Source organism: Streptomyces sp. NPDC002602, from assembly GCF_042889445.1.
Lineage (GTDB): Bacteria > Actinomycetota > Actinomycetes > Streptomycetales > Streptomycetaceae > Streptomyces.
Genome location: NZ_JBIAQX010000013.1, coordinates 12,599 through 31,157 on the forward strand (window position 1 = coordinate 12,599; position 18,559 = coordinate 31,157).

General features: G+C 70.3%; 13 protein-coding genes. 10 read left to right on the plus strand and 3 right to left on the minus strand.

Annotated elements, in window-relative coordinates; genetic code table 11:
* Positions 1-45 precede the first annotated feature (45 nt).
* The 5 genes from ACFYW3_RS27845 to ACFYW3_RS27865 all read left to right on the plus strand — a co-directional run bounded on the left by ACFYW3_RS27845 (position 46) and on the right by ACFYW3_RS27865 (position 6,133).
* The gene (locus ACFYW3_RS27845) at positions 46-960 is read left to right on the plus strand and encodes an ATP-binding cassette domain-containing protein (protein ID WP_389387694.1); all 915 of its coding nucleotides are present in this window, start codon (positions 46-48) and stop codon (positions 958-960) included.
* Positions 957-1,820 (plus strand): ABC transporter permease, encoded by an 864-nt coding sequence (locus ACFYW3_RS27850; RefSeq protein ID WP_389387695.1) that lies wholly within the window; start codon positions 957-959, stop codon positions 1,818-1,820. Before ACFYW3_RS27845 ends, ACFYW3_RS27850 begins: the two co-directional genes overlap by 4 nt.
* 461 nt (positions 1,821-2,281) lie before the next feature.
* Entirely contained in the window at positions 2,282-2,953 is a 672-nt protein-coding gene (locus tag ACFYW3_RS27855) for a DUF4097 family beta strand repeat-containing protein (RefSeq protein WP_389387696.1), read from the plus strand.
* A gap of 110 nt (positions 2,954-3,063) precedes the next feature.
* Complete coding sequence (locus ACFYW3_RS27860; protein WP_389387697.1) at positions 3,064-5,340, plus strand: DPP IV N-terminal domain-containing protein; 2,277 nt, start codon at positions 3,064-3,066, stop codon at positions 5,338-5,340.
* Positions 5,341-5,488: 148 nt separating this feature from the next.
* On the plus strand, positions 5,489-6,133 hold the full coding sequence (locus tag ACFYW3_RS27865; RefSeq protein WP_351757749.1) for a dihydrofolate reductase family protein: 645 nt from the start codon (positions 5,489-5,491) through the stop codon (positions 6,131-6,133).
* A gap of 271 nt (positions 6,134-6,404) precedes the next feature.
* Here the strand turns inward: ACFYW3_RS27865 and ACFYW3_RS27870 are convergent, their stop codons facing one another.
* The 3 genes from ACFYW3_RS27870 to ACFYW3_RS27880 all read right to left on the minus strand — a co-directional run bounded on the left by ACFYW3_RS27870 (position 6,405) and on the right by ACFYW3_RS27880 (position 10,967).
* Positions 6,405-8,042: a trypsin-like serine protease gene (locus ACFYW3_RS27870; RefSeq protein ID WP_389387698.1), complete on the minus strand. Its 1,638-nt coding sequence runs from the start codon at positions 8,040-8,042 to the stop codon at positions 6,405-6,407.
* 285 nt (positions 8,043-8,327) lie between these two features.
* Positions 8,328-10,085, minus strand: coding sequence for a trypsin-like serine protease (locus tag ACFYW3_RS27875; RefSeq protein ID WP_389387699.1), 1,758 nt, complete (start codon positions 10,083-10,085; stop codon positions 8,328-8,330).
* A 363-nt stretch (positions 10,086-10,448) separates the two neighbouring features.
* Positions 10,449-10,967 (minus strand): hypothetical protein, encoded by a 519-nt coding sequence (locus ACFYW3_RS27880; protein ID WP_351757741.1) that lies wholly within the window; start codon positions 10,965-10,967, stop codon positions 10,449-10,451.
* Between the two features lie 447 nt (positions 10,968-11,414).
* Between ACFYW3_RS27880 and ACFYW3_RS27885 the strand changes: the two genes are divergently transcribed.
* From ACFYW3_RS27885 to ACFYW3_RS27905, 5 genes are all read left to right on the plus strand, one after another.
* Entirely contained in the window at positions 11,415-14,951 is a 3,537-nt protein-coding gene (locus ACFYW3_RS27885; RefSeq protein WP_389387700.1) for a chemotaxis protein, read from the plus strand.
* 129 nt (positions 14,952-15,080) lie between these two features.
* A complete protein-coding gene (locus ACFYW3_RS27890) occupies positions 15,081-15,536 on the plus strand; it encodes a hypothetical protein (protein WP_389387701.1) in 456 nt (151 codons plus the stop codon).
* Positions 15,537-15,931: 395 nt separating this feature from the next.
* Positions 15,932-17,509: a glycosyltransferase family 2 protein gene (locus ACFYW3_RS27895; protein WP_389387702.1), complete on the plus strand. Its 1,578-nt coding sequence runs from the start codon at positions 15,932-15,934 to the stop codon at positions 17,507-17,509.
* Positions 17,510-17,577: 68 nt separating this feature from the next.
* Positions 17,578-18,054: a hypothetical protein gene (locus ACFYW3_RS27900; RefSeq protein ID WP_389387703.1), complete on the plus strand. Its 477-nt coding sequence runs from the start codon at positions 17,578-17,580 to the stop codon at positions 18,052-18,054.
* Between the two features lie 167 nt (positions 18,055-18,221).
* Positions 18,222-18,425 (plus strand): cold-shock protein, encoded by a 204-nt coding sequence (locus tag ACFYW3_RS27905; RefSeq protein ID WP_053683670.1) that lies wholly within the window; start codon positions 18,222-18,224, stop codon positions 18,423-18,425.
* Positions 18,426-18,559: the final 134 nt, after the last annotated feature.

The following is an 18,559-nucleotide window of genomic DNA, read 5'->3' on the forward strand; positions in this document are numbered from 1 at the left end:
CACCAGCCGATGCCGGCTCCCTGCCCTCCCCGGCAGCTTGTACCCATGATCGAATCCATCCGACTGACCAAGCGGTTCGGCGACGCACTCGCCGTCGACAACCTGACCTTCACCGTGGAACCGGGCAAGGTCACCGGCTTCCTCGGCCCGAACGGCGCCGGCAAATCCACCACGCTGCGCATGATCCTGGGCCTGAACGCCCCCACCAGCGGCTCCGTCACCGTGGACGGGGTTCCCTTCTCCCAACGCCCGCGCGGACTGCGTCACGTCGGCGCGCTCCTGGACGCCCAGGACGTCCACGGCGGGCGCAGCGCACAGGCGCACCTGTCCGCCCTGGCCCGCGGCAACCGCATTCCGTTGGCCCGTGTGGACGAGGTCCTGCGGGAGGTCGGGCTGGCCAAGGCGGCGCGGCGCCGCATCGGAGGGTTCTCCCTCGGGATGAAGCAGCGTCTCGGCATCGCGGGCGCCCTGCTCGGCGATCCCCCGGTGCTCCTGTTCGACGAGCCCCTGAACGGTCTGGACCCCGAGGGCGTGCTGTGGGTGCGCGGGCTGTTCCGTCGTCTGGCGTCCGAGGGCCGCACCGTGTTCGTCTCCAGCCACATGATGGCCGAGATGGAACACACCGCCGACCGGCTCATCGTCATGGGCCAGGGCCGGTTGATCGCCGACCAGAGCCTTGAGGACTTCTCGGCCCGCCACTCCTCCCCGCACGTGGTGGTGCGCACACCCGATCTGGCGGAGCTGGAACCGGTGTTGACCGCCGAGGGCGCGTCGGTGAGCCGGGAGGGAAGCGACCGGGCCGGGCTGGTGGCCGGTCTGACCGCGGCCCGGATCGGCGAACTGGCCCACCGTCACCGCATCGTGCTGCACGAACTCACCACCCGTACCTCGTCCCTGGAGTCGGCGTTCATGTCCCTCACCGCCGACAGCGTCGAATACCTCGCGGGAGAAGCCCGATGAGCGCCATGCCGTCCCCCCGCACCCGGCCGTCCACGCACACAGCCGAACCGACGGCCAGGTTCGTCGACCTGCTCGCCGCCGAGTGGATCAAAGTGCGGTCGCTCCGGTCGACTTACTGGGTACTCGCACTCAGCGCGGTCGTCGCCATCGCGATCAACATCAACGGCGTCCACTCCGACCTGCCGTACATCGACCGGCCGCACCCCCCGCTCCCCGGTCTGCCGCCCTTCAGGTACGACCCGTTGTTCCACGGCCTGGGCAACATCGCCGCCGCCGTCATGGCACTTGCCGCGGGCGGCTTCGGCGCCATCACGGTCTTCGGGGAGTACGCCACCGGAATGATCCGCACCACGCTCGCCGCCACCCCCGACAGGCGCGCCGTGATGGCGGCGAAGGTGGGCCTCGTCACGGCGATCACGCTCGTTCTCGGCCTCGTCGTCTCCGTGACATCGTTCTTCGCCACCAACGCGATGCTGGCCTCCCGCCACGTCGGACTGTCCATCCACGACCCCGGTTGCCTGCGCGCCGTCACGGCATACGCACTGGTCATCCCGGTCTGCGCGCTCATCGGGCTGGCACTCGGCGCCGTACTGCGACACGCCACCGCCTCGATCGTCGCCGTCGTGGCGCTCCTCTTCGTCCTGCCCATGCTCTTCGGCGGCGAGCGGTACCGGGTCCTGAAGGAGATCGGCAATCACCTGCCGCTCGCCGCCCAGAGCCGGCTGGCCCTGAACCCGGACTCCCACACCAGCCTGGGCGCGTACCCCGCCACGATCACGGGCTCCTGGATCGCGCTCGCCGCCTGGGCGGCCGTATCGGTGGCCGTCGCCGTGACGGTCGTGCGGCGACGGGATCTCTGAGCGTGGTCGGGTGCGTGGTCGGGTGCGCGGTCGGGTGCGGGTGCGCGGGTGCGCGGGTGCGCGGGTGTGGGTGCGTGGGCGTGGGGTGGGCCTGGGCGGTGAGGCGGAACGTCGGCTCGCCGACCGCGAACCGGTACGAGACCAGAACAGCCTGAGCTGCGATCAGGTCGCCGAGGCACCGGACGAGCGGATCCCCGAGGGGTGAGGGGCTCCGACCGGCGTGCGGATGTGCGCGGCGGCGCCGAGCTCGTCTCCCGACACCGGCTACTCGGCCATAGCGTTCACTCCTAGATCATTGCAACGAACGGGAAGGGGCTGTTGCATTAGGCGTCATTCCGATGCAACGATATATGGCATCTGAGCTGCAGTGATGGCGACTTAGGGCGGCAAGCACGTTGCTGATTTCTAAAACGCAACGTAGCTTTTCCCTCATCAGAAACAACGATGCGAAGGAAGTCACCATGCTGAAGTTCGACACCCCCGCCCCGGTCTCGGTCGTCCTGGACGTTCCCGCCGGTCATGTTCGGTTCATCGCCGCCGAGCGCGCCGACACGGCCGTCGAGGTTCTCCCCGTGAGTGCCTCGAAGGGTCGTGATGTGAAGGCGACGGAGCGGACCGCGGTCGAGTACGTCGACGGGGTCCTGCGGATCACGGTTCCGGAGGCGGGGAACCAGGTGCTCGGCGCTTCCGGTTCCGTCGAGGTCACGGTCCAGGTGCCCGCCGGTTCCCACGTCGAGGCGAAGACGGCCGCCGTCGAGTTCCGGGGCGTGGGTCGCCTCGGTGAGGTGACCTTCGAGGGCGCGCGGGGCACGGTCAAACTCGACGAGACCGCGGGCGCCCGCCTCACCCTCCTCGCCGGGGACATCTCGGTCGGCCGGCTCGGCGGCCCGGCGGAGATCAGCACCCGCAAGGGCGACCTGCGCATCACCGAGGCCGTACGCGGCACGGTCGACCTGCGCACGGAGGCCGGCGACATCACGGTCGGCGCGGCACGCGGGGTCTCCGCCTCCCTGGACGCGGGTACCGGTCACGGCCGGATCCACAACGCACTTCTGAACACCGAAGGCGCCACCGCCGGTCTGAGCATCCACGCGACCACCGCCCACGGCGACATCACCGCCCGCAGCCTCTGAACCGCAGCCTCCGACCCGCGGCCCGATCTGAACCGCAGCCTCCGACCCGCGGCCCGACCGGAACCACTCATGGCCGAGACCGAGACCGAAACCGACAGGGGACACAGAGAATGAGCACCACTCAGGACTACCAGGCCGCAGAACAACTCTTCCGTCGCCCCGTTCGCCCCGGCGAACTCGTCATCGGCGACAAGGTCAGACCGCAGTGGATCGACGGAGGCGCCCGCTTCTGGTACGCCGTCAGCACGGGCGTCGGCCGCCGGTTCGTCCTGGTCGATCCGGCGGCCGGCACCCGCGAGCCGGCCTTCGACCACGCGCGGCTCGCCGACGCGCTGACCGCCGCCTCCGGACAACAGGTCGACCCCGAGGCCCTGCCGTTCACGGCCATCGAACTGGCTTCAGACGCAGTGGAGTTCGCCGCGTTCGGTGAGTACTGGCGCTGCCGCCTGGACGGCTACGCCTGTGAACCGGCCGTGTTCACACCGCCCGGCAACCCCCTGGAAGTACCCTCGCCCGACGGGAAGTTCACGGTGTACCGGCGGGGCCACGACCTGTGGGCCCGCTCGCTGTCCGACGGCCGCGAGTGGGCGCTGACCACCGACGGCGCGCCCGACCACCAGTACGGCCCCGGCCCGGACTGCACGGGCAACGGCACCCTGCTGCGCAAGATCGGGTTGCCGTACCTGCCGCCCGCGGTGGCCTGGTCGCCCGACTCGACGAAGGTGCTCGCGCACCGGACCGACGAGCGCGCAGTCCGACAGACCCACCTGGTGCAGGCCAGGCCCGCCGACGGCGGCGCACCCCTCCTGCACACCCAGCGGTACGCCTACGCCGGGGACGAGCACCTGCCGCTGGCCGAACTGGTCGTGCTGGACGTCGTCGAGGGCACGGTGGTCCGCGCGCAGGCCGAACCACTGCTCATGCCGCAACTGTCGCCGATCACGGCCAAGTGGGCGTGGTGGGCCCCGGACGGCTCGGCGGTGTACTACCTCGACCGACCGCGCGACCTGCGCACGCTCACCCTGTACCGGCTGGACCCGACCACCGGCGAGGTCACCGCCGTGCTCGCCGAGACCGGGTCCACCCGTGTGGAGCCCAACCAGTGGATGTACGAACCGCCGATCGTACGGATACTCGCCGACGAGGTGCTGTGGTACTCGCAGCGGGACGGCTGGGGCCACCTGTACCGCCACGACCTGCGCACCGGCGAACTCCTCGGGCGGGTCACCTCCGGAGAGTGGGCGGTGCGCCAGATCCTGCGCGTCGACGAGGCCGAGCGGGTGGTGTACTTCACCGCCTCCGGGCTGGTCGAAGAGGATCCGTACCGGCGCACGGTGTGCCGGGTCGCCCTCGACGGCTCCGGCTTCGCCAAGGTCACCGACGACACGCTGGACCACGTCGTCACCATGCCGGACCACCAGGAGTACTTCATCGACTCCGCGTCCACCGTCGACACCCCGCCCGTGACCCGCGTCCGGGACTGGACCGGGCGCGTGCCGGTCGAGCTGGAGCGCGCCGACATCGACAAGCTCACCGCCACCGGCTGGACGGCGCCGGAACGCTTCCGCGTCAAGGCGGCCGACGGAGTGACGGACATCCACGGCGTGCTGTACCGACCCCGCGGGTTCGACCCCGCCCGGCGCTACCCGGTGGTGGACAATGTCTACCCCGGCCCGCAGCTCGACCGGGTCGCCCCTTCCTTCGACCCCGGCGGGATGGGACTCGACGCGGAACCCCTCGCGGCACTGGGCTTCGTGGTGGTGGCACTGGACGGGCGGGGCACCCCGGGGCGGAGCAAGTCCTTCCACGACGCCTCGTACGGCCGGTTGGCCGATGCCGGCTGCCTCGCCGACCATGTCGCGGCGCTGCGGCAACTGGCCCGGTCCCGCCCGTGGATGGACCTGGACCGGGTGGGCGTGATGGGCCACTCCGGAGGCGGGTTCGCCGCGGCGCGGGCCATGCTGGACCACCCCGAGGTGTTCAAGGTCGGGGTCGCGCTCTCCGGTTCCCACGACGCCCCCCACTTCAACCCGGGTTTCGTGGAGACCTACGACGGCGCGGACAACCCCGAGGCCTGGGCCCGTACCTCCAACGTGGACATCGCGGACCGGCTCGCCGGCAAACTCCTGCTCGTCCACGGCGAATTGGACGACCAGGTCCACCCGCACCACACACTGCGCCTGGCCGACCGGCTCATCGCCGCCGACAAGGACTTCGAGCTGCTCATCGTGCCGGGCGCCGAGCACACGTTCATCGACTGCCTGACCTACGTCCGCAAGCGTTCCTGGGACTTCCTCGTGCGCGAGCTGATGGGTACGCAGCCGCCCGCCTACCGCCCGGCCCCCATCCCCCTCGGCCCCGAGTTGCTCGGCGAACTGTTCGCCTGAGCGGGCATCACGGTTCCTCGGGGTCCGGTTCATGGGAGTCCGGTCTCAGGCGATCTAGTCTGATTCGGGCCGGTCTCGGACACACCGATGAGTTCGTCCGGTCCGGAGAGTCTCATCACCGTTGTCGTCGCCATCACAGGAGGAACGCGTGGCTCAACTGCTGAGAGTCCAGAACTTCAATGTCTCGAGTGACGGAATCGGTGCCGGTGACGACCAGACCCTGGAGAGGCCCTTCGGCCATGTAGCGCCCGAGAAGCTGTTCGCCTGGGCCGGCGCCACGGCGAGCTGGCCGATGCGCACCGATCCCGGGGGCAGCCGGGGCCTGGACGACTACCTCACACGGGACTACGCCCGCGACATCGGAGCCGAGATCATGGGCCGCAACAAGTTCGGGCCGCAGCGGGGGCCCTGGCAGGACCACGACTGGCAGGGGTGGTGGGGACAGGAGCCCCCGTTCCACACTCCGGTGTTCGTCATGACCCACCACGAGCGTCCTTCGTTCACGCTCTCCGACACCACGTTCCACTTCGTGGGCGGCGACCCGGCCACGGTCCTCGAACAGGCGCGGGAAGCGGCGCGGGGAAAGGACGTCCGGCTCGGCGGGGGAGCGACCACCATCCGGCAGTTCCTCGACGCCGACCTCGTCGACACCCTGCATGTGGCGGTCTCGCCGGTGAAGTTCGGGTCAGGAGTGCGGCTGTGGGAGTCTCCCGATGAACTGCTCGACCGGTTCCACCTGGACGTCGTTCCCAGCCCGAGCGGGGTGACGCACCACTTGTTCTGGCGGAAGTGACCGATCCCGGCACGGGCCCTGCCCGGTTCCGGTGGTCCTGACAGCATCACAGGACCGGACAAGACACCAGCCCCGGGCATCCCTGGGCATCCGCGGGCATCCGTGGGCGTCCGCGAGGTACGGAAGGGTATCGGCCGACCGGCGAGTCCGCCGTGCCCTTGATCCGCCGTGCCCTTGATCCGCGGTGACCAAGGAGCCCCGCCCGCTCCGGGACGCTGGTCCTGGTCCTGGTGCGAGCGGGGCCGGCCGGACGGTCGATCCGGGCCCTCGGTCAGCCGTTCCAGGTGGGGGTCATCGCGAGGTGGCCAGGAGCTGCGGGCAGGCCCTGGAGGGCCACCGTCGCGGGGGAGTCCCAGGTGCGGTCGGCGTGGCGGGTGGTGTGCAGGACCTTGCCGTCGGCGGTGGTCACGGCAACCTGGACCTCGCCGTTGACGGCGGCCGCGGAGACGGACTTCGCGGTCACGGCGCCCAGGACGTCCTTCAGCTCACCGAAGGGGGCCCAGGTGCCGTTGAAGTTGCGGATGGTGTGGTACTGGCGGGCGCCGTTGTCGGTGGCGATGACGAAGTGGGCCTCGTCGCCGCTGCCGGCGGCGCTGATCGCGGTGATGGGGCCCGTGTTGCCGGCGGCCTGGGCGACGTTGCCCCAGCCCAGCCAGTTCCCGTTGGTCTGGCGGATCGAGTGGTAGGCCTTGCCGCCGGAAACGAGGGCGACCTGGAGCTCACCGCGGATGCTCGCGGTGGCCGCGGCCGTCACGTTGCCGACGGAGCCGCTGGAGATGTCCTTGAACTTCGACCACTGGCCGTCCGCGGTGCGGACGGTGTGGAAGGCCTTGCCGTCGGCGACGGCGATGACGTGGAGGTCCCAGCCGGTGTTCGTGGCGGAGACCTGGGTCAGGTTGCCGAGGGTGGCGGCCTGGGAGAAGACGTCACCGAAGGTGCCCCAGGTGCCGTCCTGCTTGCGGACGGCGTGGAAGAGCCCGCCGCTGTTGCTGATGGCGAGGACGTGGGTGTCGCCGTTCATGCCCACGGCCGCGGAGGACCTGATTCCACCGAGATTGCCGGCCTTGCCCTGGACGTCGGTGAAGTCGGTCCAGGAACCGTCGGGCATACGGACACCCTGGTAGAGGCTGCTGCCCGACTGCACCAGGGCCTGGGTCTTCCACCCCAGGGCGCGGGAACGGTACCCGTCGATCCACTCGCGGAGGTCGTCGACGCGGGCGGAGACGGCGCCGGTACGCGTCTCGGTGGGGTTGCCGCCCAGGCAACCACCCTGCCAGGAGCGGCTGTTGACGGCAATGAGCTCGCCGGCGGAGCTGAGCAGCGGGCCGCCGGTGTCGCCCTTGCAGAGGGCGTCGGTGCCCTTGCCGGTGATGGCGAGGGTGGTGGCGTCCGAGGCGGTGACGGTGAAGGCTCCGGTGTGGGGCTTGGCGGGAACCCATTCGGTCCTGGTCCGCCCGAACCCGGCCGCCGTCACGTCCACGCCCGCCGTGGGGGCGGTGGTGGCGCGCTTGACACCGGTGAGACCGCCGGCGGGGGTGGCCAGGCGGGCGAGGACCACGTCGCGATCCGTGCGCGGAGCGATCTCGGCGACCTCGATGGTCTTCTCGTCGCTGAGGGTCGCCGTGGTCTTCAGGGCGGGCTTGCCGGCCGCGACGGTCTCGCCGGGGGTGGTGGCGAAGCAGCTCGCGGCGGTCAGGACCCAGGAGGGGTCGACCAAAGTGCCGCTGCAGGCACGGTTGAGGGTCTCGTCGCCGATGTTCAGCCTGACGACGGAGAGGTGCCGGCCGGACGTCGCTTCCGGGCCGGTCACCGCTTGGGCGGTACCCGCGTTGACCAGACCGGCGGTGAGCGCCGTCGTGGTCACGAGGAGACCGGTCATCCGTGCCGGGCGCGGACGGAGAACAGACATGTGGAGCATCCTTTGAGCCGGGATTCGGTGCGCGGGCGCGCGTGAACGGAACGAATGCGGGGCGGCTGTGAGCCGGTGACGCGCGGTCCGGGCAAGGGGGGCGGATGGAGGCCGTCGGCGCATCGCCCCCCGGGTACCCAGCCGGACGGGTGTCACGGAGTGCGGCTCCAAGACGCGGGGGCCCGGTCGGCCGGGCCCCCGCGCAGGGGTGGTGCGCTCGGACCCGTCGGCCGCTCGGGCCGCCCGCGCGGGGCGGGAGGGGTCGGACGCGCTTTCACTTGGAGCTCAGACTCGGTTCCACTTGGCGTTGGCGCCGTTGCCGCAGGCCCACAGGCCGACGGCGGAGCCATCGGCGGTCGCCTCACTGAAGACGTTCACGCACTGGTCGGGCTTCACGGCGCTGGCGAGGGTGGTTCCGTCGTAGTTCCACTTCTGCTCGCTGCGGCCGTCGCAGGTCAGGGCCTTGAGCCGCGAGGTCTGCGGGGCCCCGGTCTCGGCGGTCAGGCACAGGTTGCCGTCGAGGCGCATTTCCTTGGCGGGAGTGTAGTCCCACTGCTGGTTCGCTCCGCCCCAGCAGCCGTAGATGGTGGCGTTGGTCCCGTCGAAGTCCAGGCAGCGGTTCGACTGGGCGCCGACCAGGCTGCTGCTGCCCCAGCGCGGACCGCCTTCCTTCCAACGCACGGTCAGGCTGCCGTTGTTGTCCAGGGTGGCGTAGGAACCGTCGCCGCCGTGGGTGCCGGTGGCCCACAGGGCCCCGGTGTCGGTCCCCTTCTTGTACAGGACGAGGTTGCCGTCGGCCTGCATGGACAGGTACGAACCCCAGTCCCAGGTGTACTTGCCCCACACCTCGCGGCTGGTGGCCACGTCGCGGACGAGGACGTTGCCCTGGATGTCCATCATCAGGACGTTCTTGCCGTTGGTCAGCCAGTGACCGGGCATGAGCTTCGCGCCGGAGGTGAGCTTGTCACCGCGGGGGTAGGTGTCGGAGTGCCACAGGTGGCCGCCGATGCCGTGACCGCCGTCCTTGGTGTAGACGACGAGGTTGGCGTCACCCTGAAGTTCCAGGCGGGCGCTCGCGTTGCCGGCGGTGCCCGACGCCCAGAGGGCGCCCGCGGCCTCGTCGCCGGTGGAGCCCTTCTTGTAGACGACGAAGTTGCCGTCGGGCTGCATCCTGGCGAACGCGCCCGGGTTGCCGCCGGTGCCGGACGCCCACAGGGCGCCGCCCTTGTTCTGTCCGCCGGTGCGGTGGTACAGGACCATGTTGCCGTCGTCCTGCATGATCAGCTGGGCGTTCTCGGAGGCCAGCGTCTCGCCCGACTGCAGGGTCTGGCCGCTCTTGACCATGACGGGGCGCTGCCGCGCCGAGTCGAGCCAGCCTGCCAGGCCGTCGGTACGGGCCGCGACCGCGTTGGTACGGGTCTCCGTCGGGGCGGTGCCGAGGCAGCCGCCCTGCCAGGACCTGCTGCCCACACCGGTGATCTCCCCGGCCGTGTTGAGCAGCGGAGCGCCGGTGTCTCCCTTGCACAGGGCGTCCGCGGCGGTCTTGCCGACGACGTCGAACGCACCGGCGCTCGTGCCGGTCACGCTGAAGTCGGCCCGGTGGAGCCGGTCGGGCACCCAGTCCGTCTTCGTGCGTCCGTAGCCGGCGGCGATGAGCTGGGCACCCTGGACGGGGGCGGCCGTGGCGAAGTTCGCCGGGGTGATGCCGGTGACCGAGCGCTCCAGCCGAGCCAGGACCAGGTCCCGGTCGTCGCGGGGAACGAGATCGATGACCTTGAGGGTCTGACCGTTGCTCAAGGTGGCGGTGGCGGGCTGCTGCGGCTGCCCGGCCGGGACGGACTGTCCCGGGGTGCCGGCGAAGCAACTGGCGGCGGTGGCCACCCACTGGTCGTCGACCAGAGCGGCGGTGCACGACCGGGCAGTGGCCTCGGAACCGATGCTCAGCCGGGCGGCGAACGTGTACGTGCCGGTGGCGGCGGGGGAACCCACCACGGCGTCGGCGGTGCCGGCGGACAGCAGTGAAGCGGCGATGCCTGCCGTCATACAGGCAGCCAACCACTTCGGTCTCGGACGGACGAAGGACATGCTTCCTCTTCATGTAGGACTCTTCACGCGGTCGACCGGCGCAGCCGGGAGGTGAAGAGCCAGGGTGGTTCGAGAGCGTGCGGGCACGGACGTGCGAGCTCCGCCTCATGGTGGTGAGGTGTGAGGTGTGTGGGGGGTGATGTGGGGGTGCGGGCATCGACACGGGCGGCCTGCCGGCCTTGAGGGCCGAGGTCTGGGCGGTCATCGCCCCTGCCGTCGCACATGCGCTTCGGAAGGCCTTCGTACGCCGCTGTCTGATGCGGTGCCCGGAAGATTCCCGCCGGCGTGAGGCGGCTACGTCGTGCCGCGCCGAATGGGCTGTTACTTCGAGGCGGTGAGTGCCACGAGCGCGTGGTCGCGCTTCTCCTTGTCGGCGGTCTTGCCGACGCCGACCCACTCGTTCTTCGGCACCTCGAAGGAGACCTGGGTGTTCTCCACCGTCATGTCGACGTGGACCTTGTAGTCGTTGGAGCGGACGGCGTAGACGCGCGGCAGTTCGAGGACCAGCGAGCCGCCGTTGCCGGTGACACGGAAGCAGAAGGGCTTGTTCGGCTCCTTGTGGCTGTAGACCTCGATGCGGTTGGGGTCGGCGTCCGTCCCGCACGCGGTGTAGACGATGTGTCCGTCGCCGCTCTTCAGCTTGATGCCGCGGGCTGCGAGAGCCGCGGCGGCCTCCGCCTGCGGGTACTGGAAGTCCTCCACCGCGAACGGGGGGACATCGGTACCGGTGGCCTGGACTCCGGCACCGCCGGCGCGTCCGTCCACGGCGACCGCGACACCCGCCATCGCGATCACGCCGGCGACGGCACTGGCGAGGAGTACGGCAGGAGAGAGCTTCATCAGCTTCCACTTTCAGGGAACATGCGACGGGGGGCAGACGGATGCCTGCGGGTCGGCCGTCTGACGGCCAACCAGGTCCCCGTGCTTCCCCCCTGGTTGCCCTGCAGGCCACGCCTGTCGCACTGCTGTGGTCCGGGACGGCAACGGCATTCCTATCATTTGTCTTTGCAATGACCCAAGTTGACGGGCTGTGAGCTAATTAACACACCTTCCTGTGGGTCGTTCGGAGGGCTTTCAGGGCGCGATTCGCATCGTCAACATCGTTTCCAATCAGGGTAGTTGTGGGGTAGGAATGCATGGTTCCGCATTCTTGTCATTGTTCGGATCGACCCATTCCGTTTTCCGTGGGCGGTCGTTTCTGCTGCGACCATGACGGCGACCAATCGGAATGTCGGGCCGGAAGCTCCTGCGCTTCCGGCCTTGTTTGATGAAGTGGGGGATGGCGAAGTGTCGGAGAAAGACACGCGTTTCCGGGTGAGACCGGCGTGGGGTGGGGTGCTCGCCCGTTCCTCGGTCGTGGGGGCACTGTCCCTCGCGATGGGGGCAGGGCTGTTGGGCGGTGTGTCCGCTTCCGCGGCGGAGCCGGCCAAGCCGTTGCCGCCGAACGAGCGTGCCCAGTTGTTCGCGTTGTGGCGCGGCGGTGGCGACGAGACCAGGGCCGCCGCGGAGAAGGTGCTCACGGCTCCCGATGCCGCCGTGCACGACTTCCTGGTGAACCAGGCACCCGAACTGGTCCTGGTGGACAATCGGGTCAAGGCGCTCCAGCTCATCAACGAGAGCGGGCCCTCGGTCCGCAAGGGCCTGAACCAGGCCCTGAGCGGGACCCCCGAGCAGCTCTCCGCCTACCTCGCCTCCGGCTGGGGGCAGTCGCTGATCGAGGATCAGCGCATGGCCGTGCTCCAGGTGATGAACGGTGCGGGCGACTCGGTGCGCGAGGCCGGCACCAAGGCGATCGACAAGGGCACCGTCGACGCGATGATGGACTTCCTCGCCGAGGGCCAACCGGCTGCCCAGGAGGAGGACGAGCGGATGGAGATCCTGCAGATCTCCGCCTCCGCGGGACCGCTGCTCAAGAAGGCCGCGCAGGCGGCACTGAGCGGCACCCCCGCCGAGATGCACGAGTTCCTGATGAACGGGCAGCACCTCGCGCGCGCCCGCGACCAGGAAACCCTCACGGTCACTCAGCTCGCCGACCTGGCGAACAAGGCCAGTGACACCGCCAAGGCCGAGACCGAGGCCGCCAAGGAAGCCGGTGCCAAGGCGGAGAAGGCCGCCACGCTGGCGAGGGCCGCGGCGGAAAAGGCCAAGAAGGAGACGGCCGCCGCCAAGGAGTCCTCGCAGGAGGCCGCTCTGAAGTCGCGTGAGGCGGCCAACGCCGCCAGTGCCGCGGCCGACGCCGCGCGCACCGCGATCCGCGCGTCCAACACCGCCATCTCCGCGGCGCGCACCGCGGCCTCCGCCGCCTCGTCGGCGGCGGCCGCGGCCTCCGCCGCCGGCAACGCCGCCGCCCGGGCGTACGACGCCGCGTCCGCCGCGTCCAGGGACGCCGGCCAGACGAAGGCCGCTCGTGAGGCGGCCGACCAGGCGCGCATCGCCGCGGACGGGGCGCAGAGCGCCGTCAACTCCGTGTTCAGGGCCATCGAGGCCCTGTCGGGTGCGACCAGCGCCGCACGCTCGGCAGCCAGTGCGGGCAACAACGCGGCGGCCGCCGCGACGGCAGCCGCCGACGCCAGTGCCCAGAAGGGTCTCGCGGCCGAGGACTCGCGCCGTGCGTCCGAAGCGGCGGCCAGGGCCCGCTACGCCGCGGCGACCGCGAACAACGCGGCGGACGCGGCAGAACGACTCGCCGACAAGGCCGCCACCGCGGCCCGCGGGGCACACAAGGCGGCCTCCGACGCGGTCACCCACGCCCGGGCGGCCGCGAAGGCCGCCGACGAGGCGGTGGCCCAGGCCGGCAAGTCCGTCGACTACGCCAACAAGTCCGCGGAGCACGCCCTGGCGGCAGTCGCCGCGGCGAAGACGGCCTCCGAAGCCGTGACCCAGGCCGACAAGGTCTACGAAGCGGCCCGCGCCACCGAGGACGCCCAGTTGGAGGCGCAGAAGGAAGAGTTCGCCCGTGCGGCGGCAGAGGTCAGGAAGCGGGAGCAGGAGCAGGCGACCAAGGCCGCCGACAACCGTGCCGAGTCCGCCCGCCGCGACGCGCAGACCACCAAGCTCCTCGCGGACGCGGTGGCCCCGGGCGTGACCCCGGCCAACGCGGTGACCAAGGGCCGTACGGCCGCACTGCGCCTGGTGACCACCGGTGGCCCGTGGACGCGGCAGGCCGCCGAGGACGCGCTGACGGGTACCGACGGCGAAGTCCAGGCATGGCTGAAGACCTCGCGGAAGCAGGCCGAGGAACAGGACGACTGGGCGCGCGTCAGCCACATGGCCGACAGCGGCTCGACGCCCCTGCGGCAAGCCGCGAAGACCACCATGCAGGGCTCCTACACCAACGTCACCGCGTTCCTGAAGACCGGGCAGTACGACGCGCAGCAGGAGGAGATGCGCGAGCGGGTGCTGGAGATCTCCGGCGCCGGCGGTGCGCAGGTCAAGAAGGCCGCCACGGCCGCCATCGACGCACGCACCACCGACGCCCTGCGCACCTTCCTGGACACCGGCTGGTTCGCGGCGCGCGAGGAGGACGACCGCGCGACGGCGCTGCAGCTCAAGGCGAGTGGTGGCCCGCAGGTCAAGGCGGCGGCCTTCGTCGCCCTCGAGGGCTCGGCGCGCATGCTGCACGACTTCGTGACGGTCGGCCGATACCGGGCGGCTCAACTCGACCAGGACGCGGCGTCCCATGCCGCGAACATCAAGGGCCTGATCGCCGGCGCGGCCAACGCGGCGGCGACCGCCAACCAGAACGCCCAGTTGGCCGTGGAGGCCGCGGCCAACGCCAAGGACGCGTCCGACGAGGCGATCAAGGCCGCCCAGGAGGCCGTGAAGGCGAAGAACCAGGCCGCCGGCTACGCCGCGGACGCGAAGAAGTCCGCGGAGTCCGCCGACGCCTCGGCCAAGCAGGCCGCCGCATCCGCCAAGCAGGCCCGCAGCGCGGCCCAGCAGGCTCAGAGCGCGGCCAAGCAGGCCGACGCTTCCGCGGCTTCCGCTCGCTACTCCGCCTCGAAGGCCGCCTCCTACGCCGCGGACGCCCAGCAGTCCGCCCTGTCGGCCCGCGCATCGGCCTACGCCGCGAGCCAGGACGCCACCGCCGCCGCGAAGGCGGCCGTGGACGCCTGGGACATCGCCGTGCGCAAGACCCTTGAGGCGTACAAGACCAGGGCATCCTCGAACACCGGTGGGATCGACGCCACGGGTAAGGGCGGGGCCGCACCCGGGGACGGTCAGGCGGGTCACCCCGAGTACGACTCCGCGAAGTGGTGGGAGTACCTCGGGGCGGACTCGTATCTGAGCAGCGTGATGTTCTCCGGACAGCTCGCGACCTGTTACAAGGGCCCGCTGGCCTGCGAACTCTACGGCTACTGGACCACGAGGCCGGACAGCCCGTACAACCTCTCCTCGGGGCAGATGGACAAGCTCATCGGCGACAAGATCTGGGAGGGCAGCCGTCGGGACGACCTCAAGGCGACCTTGGGCAACGCGATCTCGAACTGCCCGGGCGGAACGGGTGCGACCTGCCGCGTCAACCTGGACACCCGCTGGCTGGCCGGCGCGTTCGACGACAACGACGGTGACCTCACGTTCGCTCTTCGCGGGTTCAACTACCGCCAGAGTGGCTCCGTCACCATGACGAAGCTCGACGGCGGCAAGGTGAGGGTCACCGGTGACACCCGCATCGATGTCTTCAAGAACTACAACTTCGACTACGGTGACAAGTTCCACGGAGTCGATCTGGGTGTCTTCGCTGAACTGCACCGAGTCGGCTGGGCCCGTGACTATGAGATTCACGGCAGCAAGAACTCATCGATCGATATCACTCTGCCCTAGTTCGGGCGGTTCTGTGCCGTAGTTGAATGATCTCATGGAGGGTAGATGCGGGAGTCGGGCAACATGAGGAGCGCCCGCGGTGGGCGCTCCGGGACGGCAGGGTTCGTCGCAGCCCTTTGCGCTCTTTCCGTGGTCTTCGTCGCGGGCTGTGGAGCGGAAGACAGGGATGACGTCCTGAAGGGATTCCAACTGGAACTCCCACCCTGCCCCACCGAGAACCTGACGTTCTCGGGGCAGACCTCTGCGCCGGGCATCGATCTGGCGATGAGTTTCACGGCTTCCACGAGCTGTGTGGAGCAATACCTCAAGGACCATCACGTCGATCTCTCGCGTCCGCTCTACTGGCCTGCTTCCGGATGGGACAGTGTCGGAGGTCGCAAGATCCCACCCACGGAACCGCCCTTCGGGCCAGAACACATGAAGCAGTTCAAGCTCAATCTCGACGCGAGCAAGAAGTACAAGAAATACATCGGGTTCCGTACGCCCAAGGACGCTGAATTCAGAGTGCTGCTGGATCCCGAGGGGAGTAAAACCTCCCTCTATATGGAATCAAGGTTGCCGGGCCGGGTGGGAAAGAGCGACTGACGGCGACCGTCACGCCTGTTCGCAACTCCGGATGACGCCGGAGAGAGCCGCGTGGAATGGCTTTGGTGTCGCGAACTCCGGAAGATTCGGTCCGACACACCAGACCAGGTCCCGGGCTGATCGAAGAGGCATCGGGCCCACCCTGGAACCGGGGTGGGCCCGATCTGCGTGCCGCGGTGCCACACCGATCGTGCGGCCGAGCGGGACGGGCGAGACGGACCCGCCGATCGAGCACCGGCCAGGACCCGAGGTGGGCTTCAGTCGGGCCCCGGGACCCCACCGGGCCCCCTCACCCGGCTCCCCACCCGAGGCCCCCGCCCCGACGGGCACCCCGTTCGCCCCCGCCCCCTCCCCCGCCCGGCCGGCCGGCATCCGGCGGCGTTCATAATCTCTGCATGCCCCACGAACGTCTCCCCGACATATCGGTGATCATCGCTGCCTACAACGCGATGCCCTACCTGACCGAGTGCCTCGACTCGGTCGCGGGCCAGACCCTGGGCATGGCCCGGCTGGAGATCATCGCCGTCGACGACGGTTCCACGGACGGGACCGGCGCGGAACTCGACCGTTTCGCCGCCCTCCACCCACAGGTGCGGGTGGTGCACCAGGCGAATTCCGGCGGCCCGGGCGGCCCCCGCAACAGGGCCCTCGACCTGGCCCGGGGCCGGTTCGTGTTCGCGCTCGACGCCGACGACCGCCTCGGCCCGGAGGCGTTGGAACGGCTCCTGACGATGGCCGACGCGCAGGGCAGCGACATCGTGCTCGGCCGCCACGTGGGCCTCGGCCGCACCGTCTCCGAGAAGGCCTACCGCCACGCCGAGGTCGCGGACCTGTACACCTCCGAGGTCTACCGGTCGCTGCACGTCGCCAAGCTCATCAGCCGCCAGATCATCGAAGCCGACCGCATCCGCTTCCCGGTCGACCTCTGGTACGGCGAGGACCAGGTCTTCGTCACCGCCGCCTACCTGGCCGCCGGCACGATCTCCGTGGTCGGCGACTACGACTGCTACTACCTGCGCCTGCGTGAAGACGGGCAGAACATCACCTCGCGCAGCCGGACGGCCGACGAGACGGTGCGCCACATCGAGCGCGTCATGGCCCTGGTGGCCGATCGGGTACACGACCCCGTGGGCCGCCGTCGCATGCTGGGCCGCCACTTCCGCAGCCTGATCCGTACGGCACTCCTGCCGGGCGTCAACGCCCGACACCGCAACCCGGCGTTCACGGCCGAGGTGTACGCCCGCGGGCGGGCGCTCGTCCAGACGTACTGGACCCCGGACATGGGCGAGGAGCTGACCCGGATCGACTGGATCCGCCTGTACGCCTTCGTCAGTTGCCCGCCGAGCGCCTTCGAGCGGCTCATGGAGTACGACCCCGTCACGGAGCCGCCCGAGGACTTCGCGGAGAACGGCCGGGTGTACCGGCTCTACCCGCTGTTCCGGGATCCGACCGCCGGCCTCCCGGACGTCCTGTTCGACGTCACGGCGAAGCTGCGCGCCCAGCACTACCTCGCGTCGATGGCCTGGAAGGGCGGCAAGGTCAGCCTGACCGGTCACGCGTACGTGGAGTCGCTGAGCACCGCCCGGCTGGGCGGCGAGCTGGTCCTGCGGGAACGCGACAGCGGCCGGGAGCACACCGCCGAAGTCGTCGCGGTCGCCTCCCCGGACCTGGGGGAGGGCCTGGACACGGCCGGATTCCGGGTGGAGGCGAACCTGGCCGTGGTGGACGGCGGTGCCCCCATCGGGCCGGGCGTGTGGGACGCGTTCCTGGACGTACGGGCCGACGGAGTGACCCGCCGGGTGCGGCTGGGCCGCAAGCACGCGCCGGACCTGGACCGCACGGCGCGCCGCCCCCGAGTGGTCGCCCGCGACGCGGCGAGCGGCACGGAACTCGCCGCCTGCCCGTTCTTCACCATCCACGACAACCTCAGCATCGAGGTGGTCCGCCGCTTCTCCCTGACGGCGGCGGGCTGAGTGGCGCCGAGTGACCGTGATGCCGCCTTCCGGCATGTCCAGCCCCGCCGTGTCCTGCCCGTGAGTACATGCGACGGGCGGCCGTGTGGGCCCGGGCGTTCGCGGCCGAGGGCGGCCGGCCCTGCTTCGACGTGACCTCGTACGTGGATCCCGAGGTCCGGCCGACCCTCGAACCGGCAGCCGAACCGGCCGACTTCCTGAGTCGGCCGCCCAACGGGGAGGTTCGGGGGACCTGTTCGGGCGTGGTCCGCACGTCCGAGCTCCGGGCCGTGGTCCGCACGTCCGAGCTCCGGGCGCGGAACCCGGCCGCGGTCGCGGGCCTTCCCGATCTCCACGAGCCGCTGGTCCTCTTCTGCGAGCGGGGCGGGGAGTCCACCCGGGACAACACGGGGTTCCTCGAACTGACGGGTGTGCGGTTCCGGCCGGGCGCCCCGGAGAGCCACCTCGGCAACCTCGTGCGGCCGGGCAGGACGCCCGCGAGGGTCTCCCGTCCTGGTCACGGATATCGCCGCCACCGACACGAACTTCCACCTCAGTGGCCCTAGCTCTCTGGTGACGAACGGCTCCGGCGTGTAACTTCAGCTCCAGCTGTCGTGGTTCGCAGTACCTGCCCGCGCCCCTGGCGTGGGTGTTTCGCTGTGCAGTGCCGGACCAGGGCGATCACCTCCGGGTCCGCGTGGTGCGGATCCGACTTCGACTGGAAGGCAAGAACATGGCCAGCGGAACCGTGAAGTGGTTCAACGCCGAAAAGGGCTTCGGCTTCATCGCGCAGGACGGCGGCGGACCGGACGTCTTCGCGCACTACTCCAACATCAACTCCACCGGCTACCGCGAGCTCCAGGAAGGCCAGGCCGTGACCTTCGACATCACGCAGGGCCAGAAGGGCCCGCAGGCGGAGAACATCACCGCCGCCTGACCCGTACGTCGACGGCGCCGCCCCGGAACACGAACCCCGGGGCGGCGCACGACCGGCACCCCGGGGATCGCTCCACCACTGACCGCTGACCCGCCGGGGCACGGCCGACGGGGAAACCGTCGTCGTGCGGCGGT